The 13,122-nt window shown below is 62.8% G+C and carries 10 protein-coding genes; all 10 read left to right on the forward strand.

Going from position 1 to position 13,122, the window contains the following annotated elements:
* The first annotated feature begins 8 nt into the window (after positions 1-8).
* Positions 9-1,133 (forward strand): metallophosphoesterase family protein, encoded by a 1,125-nt coding sequence (locus ACSQ3Z_RS32650; RefSeq protein ID WP_436175313.1) that lies wholly within the window; start codon positions 9-11, stop codon positions 1,131-1,133.
* Entirely contained in the window at positions 1,130-3,763 is a 2,634-nt protein-coding gene (locus ACSQ3Z_RS32655) for an AAA family ATPase (protein WP_436175314.1), read from the forward strand. Before ACSQ3Z_RS32650 ends, ACSQ3Z_RS32655 begins: the two co-directional genes overlap by 4 nt.
* 91 nt (positions 3,764-3,854) lie before the next feature.
* A complete protein-coding gene (locus ACSQ3Z_RS32660; RefSeq protein ID WP_436175315.1) occupies positions 3,855-4,685 on the forward strand; it encodes a DUF6088 family protein in 831 nt (276 codons plus the stop codon).
* Positions 4,682-5,761, forward strand: coding sequence for a nucleotidyl transferase AbiEii/AbiGii toxin family protein (locus ACSQ3Z_RS32665; RefSeq protein WP_436175316.1), 1,080 nt, complete (start codon positions 4,682-4,684; stop codon positions 5,759-5,761). Before ACSQ3Z_RS32660 ends, ACSQ3Z_RS32665 begins: the two co-directional genes overlap by 4 nt.
* A complete protein-coding gene (locus ACSQ3Z_RS32670) occupies positions 5,758-6,615 on the forward strand; it encodes a DNA-binding response regulator (protein WP_436175317.1) in 858 nt (285 codons plus the stop codon). Before ACSQ3Z_RS32665 ends, ACSQ3Z_RS32670 begins: the two co-directional genes overlap by 4 nt.
* Positions 6,612-7,190, forward strand: a complete 579-nt coding sequence (locus tag ACSQ3Z_RS32675; RefSeq protein WP_436175318.1) for a hypothetical protein — start codon at positions 6,612-6,614, stop codon at positions 7,188-7,190. Before ACSQ3Z_RS32670 ends, ACSQ3Z_RS32675 begins: the two co-directional genes overlap by 4 nt.
* A 1-nt stretch (position 7,191) precedes the next feature.
* Positions 7,192-10,593, forward strand: coding sequence for a UvrD-helicase domain-containing protein (locus ACSQ3Z_RS32680; protein ID WP_436175319.1), 3,402 nt, complete (start codon positions 7,192-7,194; stop codon positions 10,591-10,593).
* Between the two features lie 80 nt (positions 10,594-10,673).
* Positions 10,674-11,420: a multiubiquitin domain-containing protein gene (locus ACSQ3Z_RS32685; protein ID WP_436175320.1), complete on the forward strand. Its 747-nt coding sequence runs from the start codon at positions 10,674-10,676 to the stop codon at positions 11,418-11,420.
* Positions 11,395-12,567 carry a ThiF family adenylyltransferase gene (locus ACSQ3Z_RS32690; protein WP_436175321.1) on the forward strand — a complete coding sequence of 391 codons (1,173 nt, stop codon included), beginning with the start codon at positions 11,395-11,397 and terminating at the stop codon, positions 12,565-12,567. The genes ACSQ3Z_RS32685 and ACSQ3Z_RS32690 overlap by 26 nt, the downstream gene beginning before the upstream one ends.
* Positions 12,564-13,004 (forward strand): DUF6527 family protein, encoded by a 441-nt coding sequence (locus tag ACSQ3Z_RS32695; RefSeq protein ID WP_436175322.1) that lies wholly within the window; start codon positions 12,564-12,566, stop codon positions 13,002-13,004. The genes ACSQ3Z_RS32690 and ACSQ3Z_RS32695 overlap by 4 nt, the downstream gene beginning before the upstream one ends.
* Positions 13,005-13,122 lie beyond the last annotated feature (118 nt).

Here is a 13,122-nt window from a genome sequence, read left to right on the forward strand (position 1 = left end):
GAGACTCCATGTTTCGTTTCATCCACAGCTCCGATCTTCATATCGGCAAGCGGTTCGGCAACATGCCGGAGGATCTGCGCGGGCGACTCCGTGAAGCGCGCCATAGCGCGATCAGCCGGCTGGCAGAACAGGCACGGGTCCATGGTGCATCCACCATACTTCTGGCCGGCGATACGTTCGATACCGAAACGCCCACTCCAGCGATGTTGCGGCAGGCCATGGCCGAGATGAGCCAGAGCGCGCCTCTGCGCTGGATATTGCTGCCTGGCAACCATGATTCCCTGTTAGCTGATCAATTGTGGAGTGCAGCGGACAGCGTTGTGCCGGACAATGTCCTGCTGGCGACGCGGCCCGAAGTCTCGACCATTGCCGCGGGCGTGGCGCTGCTGCCTGCACCGTGTACGACCCGCCGGCCCGGGCGCGACCTTACCGAGTGGATGGACAGCGCCGCAACGACGCAAGGCGCCATCCGGCTTGGGCTTGCTCATGGCGCCATTCAGGCCTTTTCCGAGGATTCCGCAGCGTCCGACATCATCGCGCCAGATCGCGCGGCCAAGGCCGGTCTCGATTACCTGGCGCTGGGCGACTGGCACGGCCCAGTCGCCATCAATGAGCGCAGCCGTTATAGCGGTGCGCCCGAACCTGACCGTTTCAAACATGACACGCCCGGCCAGGCTCTTGTCGTTTCCATTGCCGGGCCCGGCGCCATGCCGGAGATTGCGGCGGTCGAGACGGCCAGCTTTTCCTGGAAAACCGCTCCCCTGCATCTGCTGTCTGGTGACGACAGCTCGGCGGCGTTTGAAGCGTTGCTTCCACCGGTACATCTGCGGCGCCAGACCTTGCTGCGAATTGCCGCGTCTGGCCGGGTGCGGTTAAGTGGGCGAACCGCCCTTCAAGCGGCGATCGCGGCAGCCGCGCCCGACTTCGCTTATCTGGAGCTGGACGGGGACGGGCTCGCGACCGACTGCGAAAGTGGCGATTTGGATCGGATCGACCGCTCTGGTGCCCTTCGCGAGGCAGCGCAGGCACTGTTGGATGAAAGTAGTGACGAAACCCGGTCGGCTGTCGAACGCGACATATCGCGAGAAGCACTGGTTCGGCTGTTCAGCTATTGCGAGGCGATGGGATCATGAAACTTACGGCCCTTCGGCTCCACAACGTCAAACGGTTCGCCGGGCAAGGCGTCGCCATCGAGAACATAGGCGACGGCGTCAACGTGCTTTGCGCAGTCAATGAATTCGGCAAATCAACCTTCTTCGAAGCACTCCATGCACTTTTTTTCCAGCCTCATACGGGAACGCCCGAAGGTGTGAGACTGCTACGGCCTTATAGTGGGGGCAATCCGGTGGTGGAGGCCGACATCACCACTTCAGAAGGACGCTATCGGCTTACCAAGCAGTTTTATGGCGGCAAGCTGGCCAGCGTTATCGACCTCGATCGGGGGCGACTGTTGGCTCATGCGGACGAGGCCGAAGCGTTTATCGGCAAACTAATCCATGGCGGAACCGCAGGACCGGCAGGATTGCTCTGGGTTCGCCAAGGGGTCACCGGCATCGAAAAGCGCAGCAAAAGCGAGGAGGATGGCGAAAAACGCGTGCGCGAAGGCCTGCTGTCCTCGGTTCAGGGGGAAGTTGAAGCCCTGACCGGCGGGCGACGCATGGCCGAAATCACCGCCGCATGTGAAGAAGAACTCTATAGCCTGGTTACGTCAACGCTGCGTCCCAAGAGCGGGGGTCTCTATGCGGCGGCGCTCGATGAGCGTGACAAACTGCTGAAAGAAGAACTGCGCCTCAGCGCCGAAGTCACCGGTCTGCGCGATGCGCTCGACAAGCGGCGCATGGCGTTGGCGCGTCTGTCTGAGCTTGAAAACCCCGAAGAAGGCGCTATCCGGCGGGAGAGTATCTCGGCCGCCGAAGCCGCGGTCGAGGCCGCCAAATCGCACAGCGAAGCCCTGAAGGCTGCTGAAGCGGAAGCTGCTCTGGCAGCAATTCACCACGACGCAGCGAAGCAGGCCCTCGATAGTTTTCGGACCGCGCTCAAACGAGCCGCGGATTTGCGCGAGCAGTCGACGATTGCGCAGCTTCGCCGGAGGGAGGTTCTCGATCGGCGCGCTTCTGCCATAGCCGAAAACGAACAAGCGATGGCCGAGGTTCAAGCAGCCGAACAGGAAGAGCGCGAAGCTCGCGAATTTCTCGCGCGGCTGGATGCGACCCTTTTGGCGCGTGACGCTGCCGAACAACTGGCCGGCTCGGACAACCGGTTGAAACAAGCCGAAGTCGCCAGATCCCAGATCGAAGATGGAGAGGCAGCACTGGCGATGCTGGCGGTGCCGGAACAGGCTGTCGAGCAACTGCAGGCGCTCGAAATCGAGATCGCCAGCCTTCGTGCAGCTCACCTGGCAACCCTGCCGACGCTATGCATGGAATACCGGGACGGCGCCGCCGATTTGGTGACGATCGATGCCAAGCCCTTGCCCCATGCAGAAGACCAAAGCTTTGCTGGCACCGTGCGCCTGGATATTGCCGGCATCGGAGCCTTGACCCTGCGATCGAATCGGCCGCAGCAGGCCGACCGGACCATCGAAGACGCCGAAGCGAAGCACCGCAGCCTGCTTGCGTCCCTCGGTGTCGACAGCCTCAGGACGGCACGCCAGCGCCTAGTGGAAGCGCGCGACAAGGCTACCGAACTGGGCTTGGCGCGTCAGCGACTTGCCGATCTCGCGCCCAAGGGCATACAGCAATTACACGAGGAGCTTGCTCGTATGAGTGCCCTCGGGGCCGGGGACCTCGAACTCAAAGTCGATCCGGAACAGATCCGGCAACATCATGCCGCAGCCGAGCAGCGTGTGGCGACAACACGCAACAGCGTGCGCGAGGCCTTGCCTTTGCGCAGCCATGCCGACGAGGCTGTCATGGCCGCGGAGACAGCTTATGTCACCATCCAGGCGGAACTGACCAGCCTCGAGGTCATATTGGGACCCGATGCAGCGCGCGAGGAAAAGGAGCGCTTGCTGCTTACCGAGGCCACCGCACGACAAAAGCTGCGCGAAGTGGCCGGAATGCGCGCTGCTCCCCTGCGCGACGGCGCTCACGATCTCACCAGCGCCGAAGCCGTTCTCCGCCGCGCCCGTTCGGTTCAGGATGCCGCCACACAGGAAGCAAGTCAGTTGCGTGTGACCCTGGCCGATCTCAATGGCCATATTCGCACTCGGTCCGACGACGCGGTGGAAGAAGCTTTGCGCGAGGCCACAGAAAAATTGGAAATCGCTGGAGAGCGAGCGAGACGCTTCGAATTCGAAAAAGCCGTCCTAGACCGGCTGCGCACGACGCTGGTCGCTGCGCGCTCGACGGCACGCGATCTTTATCTGAAACCGGTCATGTCCGAGCTGCGACCGCTGCTTGGATTGCTATTCGATGACATCTCCATAGTGTTCGACGAGAACACACTCTTGCCGCAGACCGTTCGCCGCAATGGTCAGGACGAGGATGTCGAGAGGCTGAGTGGCGGCATGCGAGAACAGCTTTCGGTTCTGACCCGGCTGGCCTTCGCCCGTCTGCTCGCCCGCGACGGGCGACCCACACCGGTCATCCTCGATGACGCCTTGGTCTATTCCGATGACGACCGCATTGAGCGCATGTTCGACGCGTTGCATCGTCAGTCATGCGATCAGCAGATTCTCATTTTCTCCTGCCGCCAACGCGCGTTCGCAAAACTCGGCGGAAACATTTTGCAGATGAGCGACTGGCAACCGGGTAAGTCATAAGCGGGGATGAGATGGCTCTGTCCGAAATTTGTATATATGTTTCGGACAGGCTGCTTGTTGATCGTCCGAAAAACGTCTACAATTTTCGGACATGAGCGACTCGCCCGATCTGAAGACAGCCATCCTTGACCGCATCCGTGCCGACGCGCCGCGCAAGGTGTGGACGCCCAGTGATTTCGTGGATCTCGCCTCTCGGGACGCCGTCGATAAGGCGTTGCAGCGGTTGACGAAGGCGCAAACCCTCAGGCGGATTGATCGCGGGCTCTACGATCAGCCTGGCTTCAACAAGCTCACCCAAAAAACCAACCCACCCGATCCGCGCTCGGTCATCGACGCAGTTGGTCGACGCGACCAAACCCGGATGCTTGTCGATGGCATGACCGCAGCAAACGATCTGGGCCTGACCGACGCGGTCCCTGCAAAAATCGTGGTGCACACAGACGCCCGCCGTCGTGCGATCAAGCTCGGTAACGTCACGATCACCTTCCGTCCGACCGCGGCAAGCAAGCTGTTCTGGGCCGGGCGACCGGCGATGCGCGTCGTCCAGGCGCTTCACTGGCTCCGCGATCTCCTGGTCCGTGAAGGAGAGAGTGATCACGTCAAGCGCAAGCTCGCCAAGCTCTTCGAGGATCCCGTTGCGGGCCCGCAGCTGAAAGCTGACATCACTGCGGGTATGGCGGCGCTGCCAACCTGGATGTGGGTGTTTCTCAAGCCGCTTGTCGAAAACGCCGCTGGCGTTGGTCGTTGGCATGTCGGTGATGATGATCATGCTGGTGCCGATGCTGATAATGATCGTCAGCGACAACGAACGAGGGACGGCGACGACGATCACGCAGCCATCAGCCGACGGAAGCCGAAACCGCACCCTGCCGACAAGACACGAACCGCCAAGCGCGGCGCAACCCGGACCGCGAAGACATGAATGCGGCTTTCGACGAGGTCCTCGCGGCAGGGTCGGACACGATGTTAAGCGCCTTCGATACGACGGCGCTGCGCCTCGGCACGGCATCCCAGAATATCGAAAAGGACTTCTGGGTCTGCTGGACGCTGGATGCCTTGTTCAATGGCCTGAAAGAGGGGGAACCCCGCCTTCTTTTCAAGGGCGGAACCTCCTTGTCCAAAGGCTTCGGTCTGATCAACCGCTTCTCAGAGGATATCGACGTCACGGTGTTTCGGGACGACATTGGCGAACCGGCGACCATCGAGGAGCTCGACGCGCTGAGTGGTAAGAAACGCAAGGCGCGCCTCGATGCGATCAAGGACGCCTGCCAAGCCTACATCAACGGCCCGCTGCGCGTCGAGTTGACTGTGATCCTACAAGAAAGGCTCAAGGCCGCCGGCCTCGATACCGGGGCGGGACGGGTGGACGCCGACGATGCCGATCCCGATGGGCAGACGCTGCTGATCTGGTATCCAGCGGCGACGCCACGATCGGATTATGTGCGAGCGGCGATCAAGATCGAGTCTGGCGCGAAATCCGCGCTCGACCCCAATAGCGAAGTGCCGATCAAACCCTATGTCGACGATGATCTGCCGGCGCTCGACCTGACCGTGCCGGCCGTGCGAACGGTCGACCCTGAACGCACCTTCTGGGATAAGATCGTCATCCTCCATGGGCTGCGACGCTGGTTCGACAAACGCGGAGAGTTGCGTGGGGGCGGCCAGCGCGTGTCTCGACACTACTATGATCTGCACCAACTCGGCGCGACGCTGGTGGGCGACGCCGCCATCCCTAACAGCGCGCTCGGCGCGGACTGCGTCGCGCATGCCCGGATGTTCTTCAATCGACCGGACTTCGATCTCGCGAGCGCCGTGCCTGGCTCGTTCGCGCTTGCACCGCATGACGCTATGATCGAACAGTTGCGCGTCGATTACAGAGCCATGAAAGGGATGATCTTCGGCGATCCTCCGGAATTTGAGGCGGTGCTCGACAGCATCCGCTCGCTCGAGACGCGTCTGAACGAGAGGCGCGATATGGAAAGCGAGGCGGCGCGATGAACCAGTTTGAGGGAGCTGCCGACGCAGGGCAAGAGGCAGACGCGCAGCGCATGCGCCAAGCGGCAGTAACACCGCTGCGCAAGCGACGCCTCAGCGGCGAACTCTACAAGCGCGACCAGAGGGTAGAAGCGCTCATCGCCGAACTGGCGGCCCTGTCGCGTGACGAGTTGATCGCCAGGGCTGCAATCAGGAAGCGCTCCGACCCAGCCTACGTCCCCAGCGAATGTCTCGTCTATTTCATCCGCGCGAGCCGTCGCGATAACAACGAGATGTGGTTTGAGCGCCTCTATCGGACCCTGATTGAACGGGTAATGCGTAGTTTGTCCAGGGCGGAAAGCCCTGATGGCAAGACGGAATCGTTGACGCGCGGGGTCGTGCGCGACAAGGTATTCGGCCGGTTCGTCGAGCTGCTGTCGGCGGATCGCGCCGCCTATGTCGACAAGGTCGACTACTTCGAGGTGCGTTTCGACGGCGCGCTGGCTAGTCTGCGGCGCGATGCTCAGGAGCAGGCCTGGCGCGACGAGAACCGTTCCCGACCGCTCGAATATGACGAGGAAAGCGGTGAGCTGTCACTGGAGGTCGAGGCCGCCGCCGGGGTTCACGACCCGTTCGCCTTGTCGGATTTAGACGATCCGGCTTACCGGTTGCGCCTAGATGCGGCGATTGCGGCTCTACCGATAGAACAAAGCAGGATCATTCACATGCTGAGACAGGGCTTCCCCATCGACTCAAAGGAGCCGGACGTCATGACCATCGCCCAGGCCCTGGGCCGCTCCGAAAAGACCGTCCGAACCTATCGCGACAAAGCCTTCGCCGCCCTACGGGCCGCCATGGCCGATGGAGAAGAGCGGTGAGCCCCGCCGGAGAACGTCCAACCCGCGAGTCTGTGCTCGACGCGTTCGCGGTCGAGAGCGAGCCTGGCCGGTCAACCTTAGAGCGCTATTTGCGGCTTTATCCGGAATATGCCCGAGAGCTCGTCGACCTGTCGCGCGAGCTTAGCCGCGAAGTCTACGACGATGACGCGCCGCTGGCCGCTGCCGATCAGGCCCTCATCGACGCTGCCTGGTCACAACACGCGGCGGCCATGCCGGCGCCGATGACCGACCCCTTCGCGGCGCTGACGGTCGCCGATTGGCGTGCCGTGGCCCAGCGTCTTGACGTGCCCCGGCAGGTCGTGACCGCGCTGCGGGAGCGACGGATCTCCCTCGTCAGTATCCCGCGACGGTTTCTCGGGATGTTGGCCGAGGCGGTAAGCAGTTCGGTCACACAGTTGGAATTGTCCTGGGGCCCCGCGCAGCTGGCGGCCGGGCGCAGCTACAAGGCCGACGGCAAGCCGGCGATCGGCGGGCAGGTCACCTTCGAGCAGGTGCTGATCGACGCAGGTGTCCCGGTAGAGAAGCGCGCCCGGTTGTTGGCAGAGGCGGATTGATATGGACAGCGTGGAGCTCGCCAGGCAAGTCGCCGCAGAGCTTCATGCTCGCCTCGTTGCTTCCGGCGCCGATCCTTGGTCGCCCTATGACTTTGCTGTCGCCGAGGCCAGGCGACGGGGGATTGATGTCGAACCGACGGCCGCCGGGGCAGCCATCCTCAATGGCGGCCGTGCGACCTTCGTCGCCGCCGACGATCTGATCCTTCACGAGAGTGTCGGCTCGCCGTTCGAGCAAGCCTTCCTGGTCGCGCACGAGATTGGTCATGTCGAGCTCGGCGACGATCCTGAGGGCGAGCCGGTACCGACGATTGATCCCAGCCGCGCCGCAGAGCCGTCGCCGGTTGGAATGGATCGGGTTGTCGACTATGGCCGCAGGCAACGCCGTGAGGTCCAGATGGACCTGTTTGCACGCGAGCTGCTGCTCCCGCGCACCCTGGCGCGCGCACTTCATATCGACGAAGGGCTCTCCGCGTCCGCCATTGCCGCGAAATTCGGCGCACCGTTCGAGGTCGTCGCGCAGCAGCTGTTCGACGCCTTGCTGCTGCTGCCGGTGCCTCCCGCGACAGCCACGACGCATGTCGAGCGGCCGCTGAATTCGCTGCAAGCCTCGGCGGCGGCACATCGCGGCGAAGCCTATCTGCTTGAGGCGGGTCCCGGCACTGGCAAGACGCAGACGTTGATCGCTCGCGTCGAAGGCCTTCTGGACGAGGGTGTCGATCCGCGGCGCATCTTGCTTCTGACCTTCTCGAATAAGGCGGCGGGCGAGATGGCGGAGCGGATCGCCCGCAAGCGGCCCGAGGCTGCTGCCGCGATGTGGATCGGCACGTTCCACGCATTCGGTCTCGATATCATCCGTCGTTTCCATGTAGAACTGGGCCTGCCGAAAGACCCGCGGATGATGGATCGGACCGAGGCGGTCGAGCTCCTCGAGGAGGAGTTCCCGCGCCTGAGGCTTGTTCATTACCGCAATCTCTACGATCCGACCCAGATCATCGCCGACATGTTGGCCGCCGTCTCACGGGCAAAAGACGAGGTGGTCGACGCCGAAACCTACGCCACGCTCGCCGACGCAATGCTTGCGAAGGTCGGGGACTCCGATACGCGCGAGGTCGCTGAACGCGCCGGCGAGGTGGCACGCGTCTACGCCGCCTATGAGCAGCTCAAGCGCAACGCGCATTGCATCGACTTCGGCGACCTTGTCGCATTGCCGGTGCAATTGCTCGAGAAAGACGTGGCCATCTGTGCGACGCTCCAGGCGCAATATGACCATGTCCTGGTTGATGAGTATCAGGACGTGAACCGCAGCAGCGTGCGGTTGCTGCGTGCGTTGCGGCCAGATGGCCGCAATCTCTGGATGGTCGGTGACGCCAAGCAGTCGATCTACCGGTTTCGCGGCGCCTCTTCCTTCAACATGGCACGGTTCGGCAAAGAGGACTTCGCTAACGGCAAGCGCGGCCGTTTGAAGCGCAACTATCGTTCGGTGCCGGAAATTGTCGAAAGCTTCTCCAGCTTCGCTACCACCATGTGCGCCGGCGACGTGGACAGCGGCCTTGAGGCGCATCGGGACGGCAAAGGTCAAAAGCCCGAACTGCGGACTGTGCAGCGGGCCGAGCAGCAGCAAGTTGCTCTTGCAGATGCGATCGAGCAGCTTCGCAGCGAGGGCTTTGCCTACCGTGATCAGGCGGTTCTATGCACCGGCAATGAGAAGCTGTCGACGATCGGGCAGGATCTCGAACGGCTTGGTGTCCCCGTCTTGTTTCTGGGAAGCCTGTTCGAGCGGGCCGAGGTCAAGGATCTCCTAGCCGTGCTCTCCATTCTCGTCGATCGGCGCGCCATGGGCTTGCTGCGGATCGCGTGCTGGCCCGACTTCACAACTTCCTTCTCTGACGTGGCGGCGATCTTTGAGCACCTGCGGGCAGCCGACCACGCGCCGGGCGGCTGGCTCCAGCAGGTGGATGCGATCCCCGGCGTAAGCGACGCCGGCCGTCAGGCACTCTCCAGGCTGGCGATCGCGCTCAGCGGCTTCGACCAGACAGCCTCGCCCTGGACCGTGCTCGCCATGCTATTGCTCGATCGCACGCGCATCGTCGCGCGCCTTGGCGCATCCGCAGAGCTCGCCGACCGTACGCGCGGCATAGCGATCTGGCAGTTCCTCAACTTCATGCGCGTCCAGCCGGCCGGCCGCGGACTACCGATCACGCGCATGCTCGATCGTGTGCGCAGGCTTGTGCGTCTCGGTGACGATCGCGACCTGCGCCAATTGCCGGCGGCCGCTCAACATCTCGACGCTGTGCGTCTAATGACCATCCACGGCGCAAAGGGCCTCGAGTTCGGTGGTGTGCATATGCCGGGGCTCAACAGCGATACGATCCCGCGCACGCCGCCGGCGCCGCCATGTCCAGCGCCCGACGGCATGATTGCGGGCGCCGAAGGCAGCGCGCTCGAGGCATATCGCGCAGGGCAGGCAGAGGAGCAGGAGTGCCTCTTCTACGTGGCACAGTCGCGCGCCCGCGATCGCCTGATCCTTTATGCGCCGACAGAGAAGAGCAACGGTCACAGTCGACCGCTTTCGCCATTCCTCGACCGCCTCGGGAGCGCCTTGACACGGCGCTCGGTTGTCCCAGCGCGGCCGCTTCCGGTGGCGGCGGAAGCGCGGGGAGTCGAATTGGTCATCGACGGGCGGTTGCGCTTCGGAGCTCCGCAAATCGCTCTGTATGAATCCTGCCCGCGCCGCTTTTTCTATACCCATGTCCTGCACGTCGGTGGGCGCCGAACCACTACGGCCTTTATGCACTTGCACGAGGCGGTTCGCTCGGTAGTCGAGGCGGTAATCGCGTCGGACGTGCCTGTGACCGAGCAGGAACTCACTGATCGCACCGATACTGCGCTTGCCGACGAGGGACTAGGCGAGCATGGCTATCGCGCTGAATTCCGCGATCTCGCATCGGCGATGCTGCGTTTCTTTCTGTCGGGCCGCGCAGGAGCGATCGCTGAGGCGCCGGTGGCGGTCAGTATCAACCTCGGCGGCGAAGAAATCCTCGTCGAGCCGGACGAGGTGTTGATGCGGCCGGACGGCATCCGCGCCGTGCGCCGCGTCCGCACGGGTCACATGCGATCGGCCGAGAGCAAGGATGTCGGCGCCGCGGCGCTGATCCTGGCGGTCAAACAGGCCTATCCAGGTGCTGTTGCGGAGCTCGTCCATCTCTCCGACGGCGAGGCATCCGAGCTTTCCCTCTCAGACCGCGAGTTGAAGGGACGCACGGACAAGCTTTCAAAGTTTCTCGGCGACATCCGCGCTGGACGGTTCCCGGCCGAGGTCTCATCGCGCACCTGTCCGAACTGCCCGGCCTTCTTCATCTGCGGACCGACACCCGACGGCCCCTTGCAAAAAAAGTTCGCCTGACCTTACCGGTCGGCGAATCTCGATCCGATTGGACCCTTAGAGCCGTGGCCCCGCCTCGGCCCAACCTAAGGACTAATCGTATGAACACTGAAGAACTTCTCGACTACGACGACGTCGGCGACGCCCTGCGCGAAGGGCGGTCACTGCGTCCGGCGCGGGGATATCGCTTCCTCCTCGCCCAGGGCGATCTCAACTTCCTGTCCCGCCAGGTGAGCGATCCTGTGCCGCTCGGCCGCCAGCTGCTCGAAGCCGCCGCTCTGGACCCTCAGGACGGCTATAGCCTCTTCGCGGTCCTGCCCTCGGGCGATTTTGAAGACGTGCGGCTAGACGAACCCTTCGACCTGCGCGAGCACGGTACCGAGCGCTTCGTCGCCTTCCTGACTGATCGCGACTTCAAGCTGACGCTCAACGACGACGAGCTGCGCTGGGGCAAGCCCGTCATCAGCGGGGTAGTGCTCTATGGCCTTGCCAAGCCCGGCGATGGCGACGGCGTTTTCCTTGAGGTCCCTGGCGGCGAAGACCGCTTGATCGAGCTTGGTGAGCTGATCGATCTGGCCGAGCCCGACATCGAGCGGTTCATCACCGCGCGGCTGACGTTCGAGATCATCGTCAATTCGCGGCCGCGCGCCGTGAACGCGCGCACGGTGACGTTCGAGCAGATCGTCCAGCTCGCCTTTCCGGGTCAGCATGAGCCCAACGTCGTCTTCTCGATGACCTACCGGCACGCGGCATCGACACCGCACGCCGGTGAGCTCGGCGCTGGCGGCTCTGTCGACGTCAAGAAGAAGGGAACGGTGTTCAATGTCACACGCACTGTTCAGTCTTAATCCGGACCTCAAGCGGCTGCGGGACGAGGGCTACTTTGTCCAGCAGCGCGGTGGGCATCTCGTCATGCGCGAGGTACCCTATGTCGATGCGCACCGGCAATTGCGCATCGGCACCCTGATCTCGAGCCTCACGCTGGCCGGGGACCGGACGCGCAAGCCCGACACCCATGTCGCCCACTGGGATGGCGACTTCCCGTGTCACGCCGATGGGTCGCCCATCCAGGGCATCGCACACCAGACCGGCGCCTTCGATCTCGGCCATGGCCTGAAGGCGACGCATGCCTTCTCAAGCAAGCCGGCCGAGGGCTACACGGACTATCACCACAAGATGACCAGCTACGCCAACATCATCGCCGGTCCGGCCGCGGTGCTGAACCCCGGCACAACGGCCCGCACCATCCGTGAGCCTGAAGCGGAGGAGGACAGCGTCTTCAATTATGTCGAGACAGCCTCCGACCGTGTCGGGATCGGCGCCTTGGCCGAGCGGCTGGCCAGCGAGCGGGTTGCCATCATTGGCGTCGGCGGCACTGGCGGCTACATTCTGGACTTCGTCGCCAAGACGCCGGTTCGCGAGATCCGACTCTTCGACAGCGACGAGTTCTTGACCCACAACGCGTTTCGGGCACCGGGCGCTCCGAGCCTGGAGGAACTGCGAGAGGCGCCAAAGAAAGTCGAATATCTGAAGGGTATCTATAGCCGGATGCATCGCAACATTGTGGCGCATGACGTGGCGCTCGGCCCGGCCAACCTCGAGCTTCTCAACGGCGTCACCTTCGCGTTCCTGTCCCTCGATGCCGGTGACGCGAAGCGGTTAATCGTGGAGAAGCTCGAGACGATTGGCGCTGCGTTCGTCGATGTCGGCATGGGCCTTGAGCTCGACGAAGGATCACTCGGCGGCATCCTTCGGGTGACCGCCAGCACGCCTCAGAAGCGGGATCATGTGCCTCAGCGCATTTCATTCGTCGGTGGCGGCGTGGAGGCCATTTATGCATCCAACATTCAGGTTGCGGATCTCAATGCCCTGAATGCTGTCCTGGCAGTGGTGAAGTGGAAGAAAATTCGCGGCTTCTACCGAGACCTCGAACATGAGCATCACTGCACTTACACCACCGACGGCAACATGCTGATCAATGGGGATCTCAAGTGATACGGCACAAGCGACTCGAGCATCGTTTCGTCGACCACATCCCTGAGCGCCTTGGGGCAGGCGTGCTGTACCTGTCGATGGAATATGCGACATCGGCCCACAGCTGCTGCTGCGGTTGCGGCGAGGAAGTTGTCACGCCGTTCACGCCGACGGACTGGAAGATGACCTTCGACGGTGAGACCATCTCGCTTCATCCGTCGATCGGCAACTGGACGTTGAAGTGCCGGTCACATTATGTGATCGACCGTGGCAAGGTGGTCGAAGCCGGCCCGTGGAGCGACGAGCAGGTGAAGTCCGAGCGCAGTCGTGATCGTGCCGCCAAAGCTCGTTTCTACGGGCAATCGCCCACGGTCGAGCCTTCTGCTCAACCTGCTCCGCCCAAGGCGACACCAGGCTTCTGGCGGCGCCTTTGGAGCCATATATCTGGTCGATTCTAACGATAAACTTGTGGATTACATTCCATCAGAAGCATCTCGCCCGGTATTCTACTGTCTACCTGTTATAGAGAGCCTCTCTGAACGGGTTTGACAGACTTCCCACAAAGTAGCCCCGCCA

Source organism: Mesorhizobium sp. LjNodule214 (assembly GCF_964252735.1).
Classification (GTDB): domain Bacteria; phylum Pseudomonadota; class Alphaproteobacteria; order Rhizobiales; family Rhizobiaceae; genus Mesorhizobium.

Excerpts from the sequence above, each read along its gene's own strand:
- ACSQ3Z_RS32660 (WP_436175315.1), top strand. The coding sequence starts at position 3,855 with ATGAGCGACTCGCCCGATCTGAAGACAGCCATCCTTGACCGCATCCGT.
- ACSQ3Z_RS32680 (WP_436175319.1), top strand. The coding sequence starts at position 7,192 with ATGGACAGCGTGGAGCTCGCCAGGCAAGTCGCCGCAGAGCTTCATGCT.
- ACSQ3Z_RS32665 (WP_436175316.1), top strand. The coding sequence starts at position 4,682 with ATGAATGCGGCTTTCGACGAGGTCCTCGCGGCAGGGTCGGACACGATG.
- ACSQ3Z_RS32690 (WP_436175321.1), top strand. The coding sequence starts at position 11,395 with ATGTCACACGCACTGTTCAGTCTTAATCCGGACCTCAAGCGGCTGCGG.
- ACSQ3Z_RS32655 (WP_436175314.1), top strand. The coding sequence starts at position 1,130 with ATGAAACTTACGGCCCTTCGGCTCCACAACGTCAAACGGTTCGCCGGG.
- ACSQ3Z_RS32685 (WP_436175320.1), top strand. The coding sequence starts at position 10,674 with ATGAACACTGAAGAACTTCTCGACTACGACGACGTCGGCGACGCCCTG.
- ACSQ3Z_RS32650 (WP_436175313.1), top strand. The coding sequence starts at position 9 with ATGTTTCGTTTCATCCACAGCTCCGATCTTCATATCGGCAAGCGGTTC.
- ACSQ3Z_RS32670 (WP_436175317.1), top strand. The coding sequence starts at position 5,758 with ATGAACCAGTTTGAGGGAGCTGCCGACGCAGGGCAAGAGGCAGACGCG.